This window comes from Enterobacter huaxiensis, assembly GCF_003594935.2.
GTDB classification, from domain to species: Bacteria; Pseudomonadota; Gammaproteobacteria; order Enterobacterales; family Enterobacteriaceae; genus Enterobacter; species Enterobacter huaxiensis.
In genome coordinates, this window is record NZ_CP043342.1 from 4,263,793 (window position 1) to 4,277,661 (window position 13,869).

Annotated in this window: 14 protein-coding genes and 1 pseudogene; 12 read left to right on the forward strand and 3 right to left on the reverse strand. The window is 56.9% G+C overall.

Annotated elements, in window-relative coordinates; genetic code table 11:
• Positions 1–242: 242 nt before the first annotated feature.
• Entirely contained in the window at positions 243–605 is a 363-nt protein-coding gene (locus tag D5067_RS20310) for a CHAP domain-containing protein (RefSeq protein ID WP_119935751.1), read from the forward strand.
• A 1-nt stretch (position 606) separates the two neighbouring features.
• Positions 607–1,059, forward strand: a complete 453-nt coding sequence (locus tag D5067_RS20315) for a DUF3828 domain-containing protein (RefSeq protein WP_119935752.1) — start codon at positions 607–609, stop codon at positions 1,057–1,059.
• Between the two features lie 162 nt (positions 1,060–1,221).
• On the opposite strand, the gene D5067_RS20320 is transcribed toward D5067_RS20315, so the two are convergent.
• On the reverse strand, positions 1,222–1,674 hold the full coding sequence (locus D5067_RS20320; RefSeq protein WP_119935885.1) for a YhcH/YjgK/YiaL family protein: 453 nt from the start codon (positions 1,672–1,674) through the stop codon (positions 1,222–1,224).
• A 676-nt stretch (positions 1,675–2,350) separates the two neighbouring features.
• Between D5067_RS20320 and arcA the strand changes: the two genes are divergently transcribed.
• The 5 genes from arcA to D5067_RS20345 all read left to right on the forward strand — a co-directional run bounded on the left by arcA (position 2,351) and on the right by D5067_RS20345 (position 7,631).
• The gene (gene arcA, locus D5067_RS20325; protein WP_119935753.1) at positions 2,351–3,571 is read left to right on the forward strand and encodes an arginine deiminase; all 1,221 of its coding nucleotides are present in this window, start codon (positions 2,351–2,353) and stop codon (positions 3,569–3,571) included.
• 10 nt (positions 3,572–3,581) lie between these two features.
• Positions 3,582–4,493, forward strand: a complete 912-nt coding sequence (locus D5067_RS20330; RefSeq protein WP_119935754.1) for a carbamate kinase — start codon at positions 3,582–3,584, stop codon at positions 4,491–4,493.
• Between the two features lie 123 nt (positions 4,494–4,616).
• On the forward strand, positions 4,617–5,621 hold the full coding sequence (gene argF / locus D5067_RS20335; RefSeq protein ID WP_119935755.1) for an ornithine carbamoyltransferase: 1,005 nt from the start codon (positions 4,617–4,619) through the stop codon (positions 5,619–5,621).
• A gap of 46 nt (positions 5,622–5,667) precedes the next feature.
• Positions 5,668–7,071, forward strand: coding sequence for a YfcC family protein (locus tag D5067_RS20340; protein ID WP_119935756.1), 1,404 nt, complete (start codon positions 5,668–5,670; stop codon positions 7,069–7,071).
• 80 nt (positions 7,072–7,151) lie between these two features.
• Positions 7,152–7,631, forward strand: a complete 480-nt coding sequence (locus D5067_RS20345) for an arginine repressor (protein ID WP_003863366.1) — start codon at positions 7,152–7,154, stop codon at positions 7,629–7,631.
• A 3-nt stretch (positions 7,632–7,634) separates the two neighbouring features.
• On the opposite strand, the pseudogene D5067_RS20350 reads toward D5067_RS20345, so the two are convergent.
• A pseudogene (locus tag D5067_RS20350) lies at positions 7,635–7,752 on the reverse strand (hypothetical protein).
• Between D5067_RS20350 and D5067_RS20355 the strand changes: the two are divergent.
• The 5 genes from D5067_RS20355 (at position 7,732) to gbpA (ending at position 11,325) form a co-directional block, all read left to right on the forward strand.
• On the forward strand, positions 7,732–7,836 hold the full coding sequence (locus D5067_RS20355) for a pyrBI operon leader peptide (protein WP_071524139.1): 105 nt from the start codon (positions 7,732–7,734) through the stop codon (positions 7,834–7,836). The pseudogene D5067_RS20350 and the gene D5067_RS20355 overlap by 21 nt on opposite strands.
• 34 nt (positions 7,837–7,870) lie before the next feature.
• Positions 7,871–8,803 carry an aspartate carbamoyltransferase gene (pyrB, locus tag D5067_RS20360; RefSeq protein WP_119935757.1) on the forward strand — a complete coding sequence of 311 codons (933 nt, stop codon included), beginning with the start codon at positions 7,871–7,873 and terminating at the stop codon, positions 8,801–8,803.
• 12 nt (positions 8,804–8,815) lie between these two features.
• Positions 8,816–9,277 carry an aspartate carbamoyltransferase regulatory subunit gene (gene pyrI / locus D5067_RS20365; RefSeq protein ID WP_119935758.1) on the forward strand — a complete coding sequence of 154 codons (462 nt, stop codon included), beginning with the start codon at positions 8,816–8,818 and terminating at the stop codon, positions 9,275–9,277.
• A 73-nt stretch (positions 9,278–9,350) separates the two neighbouring features.
• A complete protein-coding gene (gene ridA / locus D5067_RS20370) occupies positions 9,351–9,737 on the forward strand; it encodes a 2-iminobutanoate/2-iminopropanoate deaminase (RefSeq protein ID WP_003863373.1) in 387 nt (128 codons plus the stop codon).
• A gap of 136 nt (positions 9,738–9,873) precedes the next feature.
• Positions 9,874–11,325: an N-acetylglucosamine-binding protein GbpA gene (gene gbpA, locus D5067_RS20375; RefSeq protein WP_119935759.1), complete on the forward strand. Its 1,452-nt coding sequence runs from the start codon at positions 9,874–9,876 to the stop codon at positions 11,323–11,325.
• A 90-nt stretch (positions 11,326–11,415) separates the two neighbouring features.
• On the opposite strand, the gene D5067_RS20380 is transcribed toward gbpA, so the two are convergent.
• Positions 11,416–13,800: a beta-N-acetylhexosaminidase gene (locus D5067_RS20380; RefSeq protein ID WP_119935760.1), complete on the reverse strand. Its 2,385-nt coding sequence runs from the start codon at positions 13,798–13,800 to the stop codon at positions 11,416–11,418.
• Between the last annotated feature and the right edge of the window lie 69 nt (positions 13,801–13,869).

The following is a 13,869-nucleotide window of genomic DNA, read 5'->3' on the forward strand; positions in this document are numbered from 1 at the left end:
GATGGTGATTATCTGCTGAATTATTTTTCAGCAGATAATCATTTCCAGTTTACGCGCAGAAAAAACCATTTTACTGACGTTTCCTCAGATAAGCATCAACCATAATATGTATTTATGATTTTATTAACCATTATTTATTACATAGATGATGGTTAATATTAGATCATTATCAATTACAAACCATTGTATATATTCGGTGTAATGTTTCCTTATTACTACGTTTCGTTAATAAGGATTATTTTATGTCATGGAATAAGCATGAAGCTGTGTCTTATGCCCGCAGCCACGCACATCATAACAGCACGGGTTACTGCGCTCGCGCCGTCGCTGCAGCTATTCGTGCCGGAGGTTTGAAAATTGATGGTGCTGATGCAAAAAACTTCTGGCGCTCTCCTGAGAAGGCAGGATTCAGCAAGGTGTACGGCACACCCATTGAGGGTGATGTCGCAGTCATTGACGCATTACCAGGTGCGCATCAGAATGGGCATGCATGTATCTACGACGGATCGGGTACCTGGTATTCAGATTTTAAACAGAACAGCCTTTATCCCGGCCAGACATATCGGAAGATACAGCCAAAAATTACCCTTTACAGGCACTACTGATATGAAAAATATCTTACTGCTTCTCTTCATATTTTCTTTCTCTGCAATGGCTGGCCACTCTGACCCGATTGAGCGTGCTGTAAAATTTAACAGCTGGTACGTTAATCAAATCAACAAAGATGCATTTCCCATTACTGATGGGAACGAAATAGATAAATATGTCACAGCATCAACAATGAAAAAACTCCGACACACTCAGCATCCTCGCTATGCAGACGAAGAGTTTTACGAGGCTGATATATTTTTAAAAGCGCAATACGTCGGCGATGACTGGCCCCAGAATGTTACAGCCATAGCCGGGGATACCGATCCAGTTTGTGTCAACGTATACATTGCATTTGGTAAAAAGCAGGACCACGTAGTCATAGATTGCATGGTTAAGGAAAACAACTTATGGAAGGTACAGTCAGTTTCTAATGCGGATTTTTCAAGAAATCTGGCCATCGCGAAATGAGCCAAACAAAGTTCTGACCAGGATAGTGGTTCAGTGCGTCTTTCTTGCCGGGTGGCGCTGCGCTTACCCAGCCTACTTTGTGCAACGATATCAATAATCGTACCACCGGGCAAATCAGGAGCCGATGCGGCCCTCTCCCACAGGGAGAGGGCGTAAACCCGTTTAGCCGATCAGCAGCTTCACCACAACCTTGCGCACCTGCGCAGGCGTCCCCACCGCGCACAGCGGCTTGTGCACTTCGCCCGGGTAGAACACCACAAAGTCCCCTTCGCTGAGCACCACGGTTTTTTCCTGCTCGCCTTCCGGCAGGAACGCGATGTCTTTGTCCGCCAGCCAGTCGGTGTCCGGCGCGCCGTGCGGCAGGGTGCTGAAGGTCATCCCTTCCTGCCCCTTCATAATAATCTGGATGTCCAGATAGCGCGCGTGGTACTCGGCGCGGCGCTCGGCGAACGGCTGGGTCATGTCTTCGGAGACAAGATAAAACAGGCTGTTGCCGTTGATGTCGTGCTTGCCCAGCGGCGTGGCGTCGGTGACGTGCGCTTTTACGTGCTCGATAGCCTGGCGCAGCTCTTCTGGCAGCCAGGGCTGCAGATGGTGGATGTTACCAATAATCATGATTGAACCCTCGATATAAAACACCGTTTCATTTTTATCTTTTATACGAGAATTCGAACTGCCATACCACCGCTTTTTAAACAACATTTGCGCGAGCGCATGTTTATCGGAAAAGGTGTTAATTCTCTGTTAATCCTGCCCAGGCAATTATGCAGAGGTTATGCATAACCTCAGAAGCCGCATATGGCACAGGAAGCGCTAACCCACTGATTATTAACTCTTATTAACAAAAACCGTTGCAGCTTCACATTTTACTGTTTTGTTTATTTGCTCTAAAAACCCATAATTATTTATTGATTTCAATTAAGTCAAAAATAGTTAATTACCTTTCATGCATAGCCATTCCCTACCATCCAATTTTTCCTTTTAAATCAGTTACATGTCTATATATTTCAAATTAATAAAATCTACAAAATAATAACAACCACAAATAATGCCAACGATTCCTGCTTAATCATTCATCGCCGGAAAATATCTAATTAATCATTATCTGATGCGAATCATACAAATAAAAACAAACCCCATAATATCCGATTTCACGTGAGCAGTATCACAATACGGATTATTTAACTGCCTAGTATGAATCACGAAATCAATTGAGCTTAGCCGCCATGAAATTAAACACATCACATGGCGCATGCCCTTTTTATTCTGAAAAACAGTTAAAGGAATAATTATGGAAAAGCATTACGTCGGTTCTGAAATTGGTCAATTGCGTAGCGTTATGCTGCACCGCCCAAATTTAAGTCTTAAACGCTTAACGCCGTCAAACTGTCAGGAGCTGCTGTTTGATGACGTACTCTCGGTTGAGCGGGCGGGCGAGGAGCATGACATCTTCGCAAACACGCTGCGCGAGCAGGGTGTGGAAGTCCTGCTGTTAACCGACCTTCTGACACAAACGCTTGATATTGCAGAAGCGAAAGCCTGGCTGCTGGATACGCAAATCTCCGACTATCGCCTCGGCCCAACCTTTGCCGGCGACGTGCGCGGCTGGCTGGCGGATATGCCGCACCGGGAACTGGCGCGCAGACTGAGCGGCGGATTAACCTACGGTGAGATTCCGGCAGCCATTAAAAATATGGTGGTGGATACCCACACGGCGAATGATTTTATTATGAAGCCGCTGCCGAACCACTTATTTACCCGCGACACCTCGTGCTGGATTTATAACGGCGTCTCTATTAACCCCATGGCAAAAGCTGCGCGCCAGCGCGAAACGAATAACCTGCGAGCAATATATCGCTGGCACCCGGCGTTTGCCGACGGCGATTTTATTAAGTATTTCGGCGACGAGAATATTAATTACGACCACGCCACCTTAGAAGGCGGCGACGTATTGGTGATTGGCCGCGGCGCGGTACTTATCGGCATGTCCGAGCGCACGACGCCGCAGGGCGTGGAGTTCCTCGCCAACAGCCTGTTCAAACACCGCCAGGCCGAGCGCGTGATCGCCGTTGAATTGCCAAAACACCGCTCCTGCATGCACCTCGACACCGTGATGACCCACATCGACGTGGACACCTTCTCCGTCTACCCGGAAGTGGTGCGCAAGGACGCCCAGTGCTGGACGCTCACCCCGGACGGACGCGGCGGCCTGCAGCGCACGCAGGAAACCGACCTGCTGCACGCCATCGAGAAAGCCCTCGGTATTAACCAGGTGCGCCTGATCACCACCGGCGGCGACGCCTTTGAAGCCGAACGCGAGCAGTGGAACGACGCCAACAACGTGCTGACCATCCGCCCGGGCGTGGTGATTGGCTACGAACGCAACGTCTGGACCAACGAGAAGTACGACAAAGCGGGCATCACCGTGCTGCCCATCCCGGGCGACGAACTCGGACGCGGCCGCGGCGGCGCGCGCTGCATGAGCTGCCCGCTGGAACGCGACGGAATTTAAAGGAGCCATCATGGAACGAAAACCCACTCTGGTTGTGGCGCTTGGCGGCAACGCGCTTCTGAAGCGCGGCGAGCCGCTGGAAGCGGATATTCAGCGCCAGAACATCGAGCTGGCCGCCCGCACCATCGCCGGTTTAACAGAGCAGTGGCGCGTGGTGCTGGTGCACGGCAACGGGCCGCAGGTCGGGCTGCTGGCGCTGCAGAACAGCGCCTACGACAAAGTGACGCCCTACCCGCTGGACGTTCTCGGCGCCGAAAGCCAGGGAATGATCGGCTACATGCTCCAGCAGGCGCTGAAAAACAATCTGCCGCAGTGCGAGGTGAGCGTCCTGCTCACGCAGGTGGAAGTGGACCCCGCCGACCCGGCCTTCCGCAACCCAACCAAGTACATCGGCCCGGTTTATAGCGAAGCCCAGGCGAAAGCGCTGACCGCGGAAAAAGGCTGGGTATTTAAGGCCGACGGGGGCTACGTCCGCCGCGTGGTACCGTCGCCGCAGCCGAAGCGCATCGTCGAGCGCGACGCCATCACGGCGCTGATTCAGCGCGATCACCTGGTGATCTGCAACGGCGGCGGCGGCGTGCCGGTGGTGGAAAAAGCCAACGGCTATCGCGGGATTGAGGCGGTGATCGACAAAGACCTCTCCGCCGCCCTGCTGGCGCGCCAGATCGAGGCCGACGCCCTGCTGATCCTGACCGATGCCGACGCGGTGTACCTCGACTGGGGCAAGCCGACCCAGCGCCCGCTGGCGCAGGTGACGCCGGAGCTGCTCAGAGGCATGCAGTTCGACGCCGGATCGATGGGGCCGAAAGTGGCCGCCTGCCGCGAGTTTGTTGAGGCCTGCGGCGGCATTGCCGGGATCGGCGCGCTGAGTGACGGCGCGGAGATCCTGGCGGGCGAGAAAGGCACGTTGATTCGTAACTAAACCCCCTTCCCCTCACCCTAACCCTCTCCCGGAGGGAGAGGGAATGTAAGCCCCCCCCTCTCCCCGTGGGAGAGGGCCGGGGTGAGGGCATCAGACAGCACAAAATTTAAAAAGGATTTACCCATGACCATCAACCTGAAAAACCGCAACTTCCTGAAACTGCTGGACTACACCCCGGCGGAGATCCAGTACCTCATCGACCTCGCCATCGAACTCAAGGCCGCCAAAAAAGCCGGGCGTGAGAAGCAAACCCTGGTCGGGAAAAACATCGCCCTGATTTTTGAAAAAACCTCCACCCGCACCCGCTGCGCTTTCGAAGTGGGCGCGTTTGACCAGGGCGCGCAGGTCACCTACCTCGGCCCAAGCGGATCGCAGATCGGCCATAAGGAGTCGATGAAGGACACCGCCCGCGTATTAGGCCGTATGTATGACGGCATCGAATACCGCGGCTACGGCCAGGCCATCGTCGAGGAGCTGGGCGAGTACGCGGGCGTGCCGGTGTGGAACGGCCTGACCGACGAGTTCCACCCCACGCAAATCCTCGCCGACCTGATGACCATGCTGGAGCACGCGCCGGGCAAAACCCTGCCGGAGCTGAGCTTTGCCTATCTCGGCGACGCGCGAAACAACATGGGCAACTCGCTGATGGTCGGGGCGGCCAAGATGGGGATGGATATCCGCCTCGTGGCGCCGAAATCCTTCTGGCCGGAAGCCGGGCTGGTTGAGCAGTGCCGCGCCATCGCGAAAGAGACGGGCGCGCGCATCACCCTCACCGACGACGTGGAAGAAGGCGTGCAGGGTACCGATTTCCTCTACACCGACGTGTGGGTCTCCATGGGCGAGCCGAAGGAGGCCTGGGCCGAGCGCGTCAGCCTGATGAAGCCGTATCAGATTAACGCGCAGGTGATGAAGGCTACCGGCAACCCGAACGTCAAGTTTATGCACTGTCTGCCGGCGTTCCACAACGAGCACACCAAAGTGGGCCGCGAGATCGAGATGGCGTACGGCCTGAAGGGGCTGGAGGTGACGGAAGAGGTCTTCGAATCACCGAACTCCATCGTCTTTGACGAAGCAGAGAACCGCATGCACACCATTAAAGCGGTCATGGTGGCGACACTCGGCGACTAATCACCGCCCGGCGCGCCGCGGGGTGCGCCGGGTTCAGGAGAACATCATGGGCAAGTTCAAGTTTCCCTCCGCTTACACCATCCTCTTTTTTCTGATTGCCGTCGTGGCCGTGCTGACGTGGGTTGTACCGGCCGGGCAGTACCATATGGCAATGAACGAGGCGCTCGGTAAGGAAGTACCGGTTGCCGGGACCTATGCGCACGTCGCGGCGCATCCGCAGGGGCTGGTTTCGGTGCTGATGGCGCCGATTGCCGGGCTCTACGATCCGGAATCCGGCCAGGCCGGGGCGATCGACGTGGCGCTGTTTATCCTGATCATCGGGGGATTTCTCGGGATCGTCACCAAAACCGGGGCGATTGACGCCGGCATCGAACGCGTCACCACCCGGCTGCGCGGCCGCGAGGAGTGGATGATCCCGATCCTGATGGCGCTGTTTGCCGCAGGGGGCACGATTTACGGCATGGCCGAAGAGTCGCTGCCGTTCTATACCCTGCTGGTGCCGGTGATGCTGGCCGCCCGTTTCGATCCGGTTGTCGCCGCCTCCACGGTGCTGCTCGGGGCGGGGATCGGCACCCTCGGCTCCACCATCAACCCCTTTGCTACGGTGATCGCCGCCAACGCCGCCGGGATCCCCTTCACCAACGGTATCGCCCTGCGCGTGGCGCTGCTGGTCATCGGCTGGATCATCTGCGTGGCGTGGGTGATGCGCTACGCTCGAAAGGTGCGCAAGGATCCGTCGCTGTCGATCGTTGCGGATAAGCAGGAAGAGAACCGCGCCCACTTCCTCGGCAGCAGGGGCGAGCAGTCGCTGGAGTTCACCCCGGTGCGCAAACTCATCCTGGTGATTTTTGCCCTCGCCTTCGCGGTAATGATCTACGGCGTGGCGGTGCTGGGCTGGTGGATGGCGGAGATCTCGGCGGTGTTTCTCGCCAGCGCGATTATCGTCGGCCTGATTGCGCGGATGAGCGAAGAGGAGCTGACCTCGACGTTTATCAACGGCGCGCGAGATTTGCTGGGCGTCGCGCTGATTATCGGCATCGCACGCGGTATCGTAGTCATCATGGATAAGGGCATGATTACCCACACCATTTTGCATAGCGCAGAGGGAATGGTTACCGGTTTGTCCACGGTGGCATTCATCAACGTGATGTACTGGCTGGAGGTGGTGCTGTCGTTTCTTGTGCCTTCTTCGTCCGGCCTGGCCGTTCTGACGATGCCGATCATGGCGCCCCTTGCCGATTTCGCTAACGTCAACCGCGACCTGGTGGTCACGGCCTACCAGTCAGCGTCCGGCATCGTTAACCTGGTCACTCCCACCTCTGCCGTCGTGATGGGCGGGCTGGCTATCGCCCGCGTGCCCTACGTGCGTTATCTGAAATGGGTTGCGCCGCTGCTGGGCATTCTAACGGTGGTGATTATGGTGGCGTTAAGCCTGGGCGCCCTGTTGTAATTTGCTGGATGGCGCTGCGCTTATCCGGCCTACGGATCGGTGCGGTGCCACCGGTTATTTCGGGAACTGATATGGGAACTATGATGGATTACGAAGAGTACTCTCCCAAAGAGCAACTACAGCTGACGGTCTGCCAGCGCCTTATCGCGGAAAAGAGCTATCTCTCCCAGGAAGAGATCCGCCGCGACCTGCAGGAGCGTGGTTTTGAAACCATCAGCCAGTCCACCGTTTCGCGTCTGCTCAAGCTGCTTGGCGTCATAAAAATTCGAAATGCCAAAGGGCTAAAGATTTATTCGTTGAATCCCCAGCTACGCCCTGCCCCCGACGCCGCGCGCACCGTGTCCGAAATGGTGGTGAGCGTGGAGCACAATAGCGAATTTATCCTTATCCATACGGTTGCCGGATATGGCCGCGCGGTGGCGCGAATTCTGGATTATCACCAGCTGCCGGAAATTTTAGGCGTGGTGGCCGGAAGCAGTATCGTCTGGGTCGCCCCGCGGGTCGTGAAGCGTACCGCGCTGGTGCATAAGCAAATTAATTATTTACTCAGAACGCATTAATATTCATAAAGAACCGTTTGCATTGAGTAAAGCGTGCATTAAATCGCTTGATCCGCAAAGCGAGCTGCGTATAATGCCCGACAATTTGCCGGGAGGAAGCATGGTCAAGCGTGTACGACATATCGTCTTACCGCGTCTGAAATCAGACGCTGGCCTGCCGTTTTTCTTCCCGTTGCTAAACCTATTCCCAGAGCCCCTCATTTGAGGGGCTTTTTTTTGCCCGGCGTCAGGAGATAAACATGAATCCGCTTTATCAAAAACACATCATTTCCATAAACGACCTCAGCCGCGAAGAGCTGGAACTGGTTCTGGAAACCGCGGCAAAACTGAAGGCCAATCCGCAACCGGAGCTGCTAAAGCACAAGGTGATTGCGAGCTGCTTCTTCGAAGCCTCTACCCGCACGCGCCTCTCCTTTGAAACCTCCATGCACCGCCTGGGCGCGAGCGTGGTGGGGTTCTCGGACAGCAGCAACACGTCGCTCGGCAAAAAAGGCGAGACCCTGGCGGACACCATTTCAGTTATCAGCACCTACGTTGATGCCATTGTGATGCGCCACCCGCAGGAGGGCGCGGCGCGTCTGGCGACCGAGTTTTCCGGCGGCATTCCGGTACTGAACGCCGGCGACGGTGCGAACCAGCACCCGACCCAGACCCTGCTCGACCTCTTCACCATTCAGGAAACCCAGGGCACGCTTGAGAACCTGAACATCGCCATGGTTGGCGACCTGAAGTACGGCCGCACCGTCCACTCCCTGACCCAGGCGCTGGCGAAATTTAACGGCAACCGCTTCTTCTTCATCGCGCCGGACGCGCTGGCGATGCCGCAGTACATCCTCGATATGCTGGACGAGAAAGGCATTGCGTGGAGCCTGCACGCCAGCATCGAAGAGGTGGTGGCTAACGTGGATATTCTCTACATGACCCGCGTGCAGAAAGAGCGTCTGGACCCGTCCGAATACGCCAACGTGAAGGCGCAGTTCGTGCTGCGCGCCAGCGACCTCGAGGGCGCGCGCGCCAACATGAAGGTGCTGCACCCGCTGCCGCGCATCGATGAGATCCACACCGACGTGGATAAAACGCCGCACGCCTGGTACTTCCAGCAGGCCGGAAACGGCATCTTCGCCCGCCAGGCGTTACTGGCACTGGTTCTGAATCGCGAATTGGCACTGTAAGGGGAAACGACAATGACACACGATAACAAACTCCAGGTTGAAGCCATCAAGCGTGGCACCGTGATTGACCACATCCCTGCGCAGGTGGGCTTTAAGCTGCTGACGCTGTTTAAACTGACCGAAACCGACCAGCGCATCACCATCGGCCTGAACCTGCCGTCGGGCGAGATGGGCCGCAAAGACCTGATCAAAATCGAGAACACCTTCCTGACCGACGAGCAGGTTAACCAGCTGTCGCTGTACGCGCCGGACGCCACCGTTAACCGCATCGACGATTACGACGTGGTGGGCAAATCCCGCCCGAACCTGCCGGACCGCATTGAAAGCGTGCTGGTCTGCCCGAACAGCAACTGCATCAGCCACGCTGAGCCGGTTTCCTCCAGTTTTGCAGTGAAAAAGCGCGCCAATGACATCGCGCTCAAATGCAAATACTGCGAAAAAGAGTTTTCTCATTATGTGGTGCTGGCCAACTAATTGAGGTTGGTAATGAAATCCCGGCTGTTATAATGGCCGGGAACATTCTTAACGCTGTAATTCTGGAGAAAAAATGAGCAAAGTACTCGCGACGGAAAATGCACCAGCGGCCATTGGCCCTTACGTTCAGGGCGTTGATCTGGGCAGCATGATCATCACTTCTGGCCAGATCCCGGTGAACCCTAAAACCGGTGAAGTGCCGGCCGACGTGGCGGCGCAGGCGCGTCAGTCGCTGGAAAACGTGCAGGCGATCGTAGAATCTGCAGGCCTGAAGGTGGGCGACATCGTGAAAACCACCGTGTTCGTGAAAGATCTGAACGACTTCGCGACCGTTAACGCCACCTACGAAGCGTTCTTCACCGAGCATAACGCCACCTTCCCGGCGCGCTCCTGCGTGGAAGTCGCGCGTCTGCCGAAAGACGTGAAAATTGAAATCGAAGCGATTGCCGTACGTCGCTAATTCGTTTCAATAAACAGAAGGCAGCTCAGGCTGCCTTTTATTTCGGCTATTTTTACTCTCCGAATAAAATGACTCACCGCCCGCTCCGTTATTAGACTCTTCCCGCCCGGTAATATTCTCTAATAATGGATGAGTCATGAAACTTTCAAAAATTGCACTTGCCGTCGCGACGTTAACCGTTGCGTCTTCGGCACTTGCGCACGGATATATAGAATCGCCGGCCAGTCGCGCCTATATGTGTAAGCTTGGCCAAAATATCGACTGTGGCGCCGTCCAGTACGAACCGCAGAGCGTGGAAAAAACCTCCGGCTTCCCGTCAGGCGCTGAGCCCGCGGACGGCCAGCTCGCCAGCGCGGGCATCTCTCAGTATTCTCAGCTGGATAAGCAGAGCCTGAACGCGTGGACGAAAAACCCAATGACGGCAGGCCCTCATGAATTTGTCTGGCACCATACTGCACCGCATAAAACCGTCAACTGGCGTTATTACATTACCAAACAAAACTGGGATCCAAATAAGCCGCTGACCCGCGACCAGTTTGAATTAACCCCGTTCTGTACTATCAATGGTAATAGCCAGGCGCCCGCTGTAACTCAGCCAATGAACTGTAATGTTCCTGAGCGTACCGGCTACCAGGTTATTTATGGCGTATGGGAAATTGCTGACACCACAAATAGCTTCTATCAGGCTATCGACGTTGATTTCGGTAACGGCGGCAGCGTCACGCCGGACGAAACGCCTGCTGTCGTATCCCAGTGGAGCAAAACCCTGAGCGGCCAGGTTGCGGGTAACAACCTGAACGCGGGCGATAAGGTGATTGCACGCTTCTTCGACGCCAACGGAGAAGTGACCTCCATGCGTACCGAAATGACCATCGGCTCCGCCGGGCAGGGCGACGCTAACCAGTGGTCTTACGATCTTGCGCAGAAAATCAACGCCGCCCAGAGCGACGTGCGCGTCGGCGTGAAGGACGATGCGGGTGAAATCAGCCCGGTTCACGGCGCGAACAGCGTATTCGTGAAAGACGGCAGCACGCTGCAGTCCGTGGCCGTCTCGTATGAAGAGCAGAAAGCGCAGGTGAATGAGACCATCGCCGTTACCGATCTGCAGTACAGCAAAATCGCGCACGGCAACGCGACCGTGACCTTCCACGTCAACACCAAGGGCGACGTGAATATGGAAGCACACGTGATGAACCACCACGGCGCGGAAAAAGGTTACCTGAAGCAGGACATGAACAACGCCAGCCAGGACGTCACCATGACGCTGACTGACGTCACGCCGGGCCACCATATGCTGAAATACTACGCCACCAACAAAGACGGCACCATGTTCGCCCAGGACGTGCTGAACCTGATGCTGGAAGGCGATGCCGCGGCAGACAGCACCGGCCACCACGACTATACCTTCCCGGACAATATCGCCTCCTATAAGGCAGGTACCGTAGTGCTTCAGCCTAAGGACGGTAAGACCTACGAATGTAAGCCTTTCCCGTACAGCGGGTACTGCATCCAGTGGAGCCAGAATGCCACCCAGTTTGAGCCAGGCACGGGTTCGCACTGGAAAGAGGCGTGGGTGTTGAAGAACTGAGTGGTCTGGTTCCCTCACCCCGGCCCTCTCCCAAAGGGAGAGGGTGTATAAATTCCCTCTCCCTTTGGGAGAGGGTTAGGGTGAGGGGGTCTACTGATTCCGCGTTGCTCTGAGCAGCGTCTCCAGCGGATAGACCGCCGCAATCACCGCTTCGTCCTGAACCTTCGCCGCGTTATCCAGCTCGCTCTGAATCGACGCGATCTCTTTGTCGTCCAGCGTGCCCTGACGTGCTACCAGGTCCGTCAGCCTCAGGCCAATCGAGGCCAGCTTGTCCACTTCCTGAATCACCGGCCTGATGGCCTTCAGCTGATAACTGTTTTCGCTTAGCGCCAGCGCGTCGCTGGTGTTGCTCTGCCAGCGGTTAAAGACGTGGCGCAGCGCGTCGGCGCTTTCGGCGTCTTCCGCGTCGCTCACCAGACGGTCGACCCATTTGTGCATCTGGCGCACGGTAGCGCTTTCGGCGTTCAGCGCATCAGCAAATCGGTTGAGCGGCTCGAACTGATGATAGTTTCCGGCCTGGAACTTCAGGTGCTGACGGGTGTAATACTGCGCCGGCTCGACGGCCTGGGCGAGGATCTGCAGCGGCAGGGTATCGGCATTGTTCGCAAGGCGCGTGAACTGCACCTGCTGCTGAGTATGCTGCTGAAGCCCTACCGATACCGTTGACCAGCTGTCCATCGCCTGCAGGCGGGTGTACATGTTGTCGACGTCGTTGACGTCCTTCGCCGACCACAGCCGCTCAGCCACCGCGAAGGCGCGCGGCCACAGGCGGATATCCAGCACCGGCGCGACCACGTTCTCTGCCCACAGCGCGGCTTCTCCGCCGAGCAGGTTTGCCTCGTTCGCGGTTTCCGGCACCGCCGGCGGCGTGCCTTTTGGCACCTCGTCGAGGCGCGTGCCGCTGATTGGGTAGCGCGTGTTCCCCACCAGGAAATAGCCGGTGAGTTTGTCGTTATCGACGGAGACCACCGGGCGCGTTTCGCCCATCCAGGTATCAACGGTAAACGTCACCTGATTGTCATCGCGCCATTCAATATCCTGCACCGCGCGGCGGGATTTCCCGGCAAAATCAATAAACCCGCGCCAGCCCGCATCGCCTTTTACCAGCGTGAAGCTCCCCTCCACCGGCTTGCCCTTCAGGCGCGGCATGGAGAAGGCCCAGCTCTGAGCGCTGTCGGCGTCCGCTATCACGTCCACGCCGTTCAGCCCCTGCGGGACAATTTCATTCCGGTAGTGATAGGCGGTGGACTGGGGCTGGTCGAGATAGAAGCCGGTGGAGAGGATCCCTTTGTAGCCGTTCTGCGCCACCTGCCCCAGCGCGTCCTGTCCCTGCCAGGACTGGATCAGAATGCTTTTCGGCAGGTCGGGATGGTAAATCTCATCCCAGCCGACCATCTGTCGGCGATGCTTCTCGAGGATCGTCTCCAGCCTGCGGTTGAAATAGGCCTGCAGCGCGTGGCTGTCCGCCAGCCTGTTATCGCGCATGAAATTCTGGATCGCGGCGTTCGCTTTCCACTGGCTGTCGTCCACCTCATCGCCGCCGATGTGCAGATACGGATCGGGGAAGATCGCCGCCAGTTCGCTGACCATCGCGTCCGCAAAGGCGTAGGTTGCGTCTTTGGTCGGGTCCAGCACCGGCTTCAGCACGCCCCAGTGGCGCTCCATTTCGTACGGCCCCGGCGCGCTCATCAGCTCCGGATAGGCCACGGCAATCGCCGAGGCGTGGCCCGGCATGTCAATCTCCGGCACCACGCGAATGCCGCGCTCGGCGGCGTAACGCACAACCTCGCGCATCTGCTCCGGGGTGTAGAACAGCCCGTCGCTGGCAAGCTGGGTCAGCTTAGGGTAGCGCTTCGAGCTGAAGCGCCAGCCCTGATCGTCGGTCAAATGCCAGTGCAGAACGTTAAGCTTAGCGGCGGCCATGCCGTCGATCTGACGTTTGATATCCGGCAGCGGGATAAAGTGGCGCGCCGAGTCCAGGAGCAGCCCGCGCCACGGGAAGCGCGGTGAATCCTCGATGGAAACCCACGGCAGCGAGGTGTTTTCCGCTCCGTTCTGCATCAGCTGGAGCAGCGTTTCCATGGCGCGCAGCGCGCCGAAGCGGGTGTTGGCAGAGATATCTACGCCGCTGGCGTCCACCGTGAGCTTATAGCTTTCATCACTGTCCGGCAGCGGCTGCGGTTTTACCTTTTTGGCGATGGCGATGCGGATGGTCGGTTGGTCTGGTTTTTCAACCTGCGGCTGCAGCGTCCAGCCGGTTTGCAGGGCAATGCGCTGGCGCAGGCGGTTGACGGCGTCACCGAGGTCATCACCGCTGACGCTGACGGAAATTTTATTGTCGATAACCAGCGCGCCCTGGGTCGTCGGGCGCTCGACCTTCGCAGGCCAGGGCATTAAGGGGAGGTCGCCTGCCGGAGCGGCAAACGCAGAGGCGCCGAGCATCAGCCCGGCGGTTAAGAGGCTGTACCGTAACATGAATGTTCCTTATCTGACGGGCCAAAAAATGGCAAAACATTCTGTTAACATGCGCTCAATTTGTCGTCA

What these genes read in the sequence shown, in the direction of transcription:
- D5067_RS20310 (WP_119935751.1), top strand. Translation starts at nt 243, where the DNA reads ATGTCATGGAATAAGCATGAAGCTGTGTCTTATGCCCGCAGCCACGCA.
- D5067_RS20315 (WP_119935752.1), top strand. Translation starts at nt 607, where the DNA reads ATGAAAAATATCTTACTGCTTCTCTTCATATTTTCTTTCTCTGCAATG.
- D5067_RS20320 (WP_119935885.1), bottom strand. Translation starts at nt 1,674, where the DNA reads ATGATTATTGGTAACATCCACCATCTGCAGCCCTGGCTGCCAGAAGAG.
- arcA (WP_119935753.1), top strand. Translation starts at nt 2,351, where the DNA reads ATGGAAAAGCATTACGTCGGTTCTGAAATTGGTCAATTGCGTAGCGTT.
- D5067_RS20330 (WP_119935754.1), top strand. Translation starts at nt 3,582, where the DNA reads ATGGAACGAAAACCCACTCTGGTTGTGGCGCTTGGCGGCAACGCGCTT.
- argF (WP_119935755.1), top strand. Translation starts at nt 4,617, where the DNA reads ATGACCATCAACCTGAAAAACCGCAACTTCCTGAAACTGCTGGACTAC.
- D5067_RS20340 (WP_119935756.1), top strand. Translation starts at nt 5,668, where the DNA reads ATGGGCAAGTTCAAGTTTCCCTCCGCTTACACCATCCTCTTTTTTCTG.
- D5067_RS20345 (WP_003863366.1), top strand. Translation starts at nt 7,152, where the DNA reads ATGATGGATTACGAAGAGTACTCTCCCAAAGAGCAACTACAGCTGACG.
- D5067_RS20355 (WP_071524139.1), top strand. Translation starts at nt 7,732, where the DNA reads ATGGTCAAGCGTGTACGACATATCGTCTTACCGCGTCTGAAATCAGAC.
- pyrB (WP_119935757.1), top strand. Translation starts at nt 7,871, where the DNA reads ATGAATCCGCTTTATCAAAAACACATCATTTCCATAAACGACCTCAGC.
- pyrI (WP_119935758.1), top strand. Translation starts at nt 8,816, where the DNA reads ATGACACACGATAACAAACTCCAGGTTGAAGCCATCAAGCGTGGCACC.
- ridA (WP_003863373.1), top strand. Translation starts at nt 9,351, where the DNA reads ATGAGCAAAGTACTCGCGACGGAAAATGCACCAGCGGCCATTGGCCCT.
- gbpA (WP_119935759.1), top strand. Translation starts at nt 9,874, where the DNA reads ATGAAACTTTCAAAAATTGCACTTGCCGTCGCGACGTTAACCGTTGCG.
- D5067_RS20380 (WP_119935760.1), bottom strand. Translation starts at nt 13,800, where the DNA reads ATGTTACGGTACAGCCTCTTAACCGCCGGGCTGATGCTCGGCGCCTCT.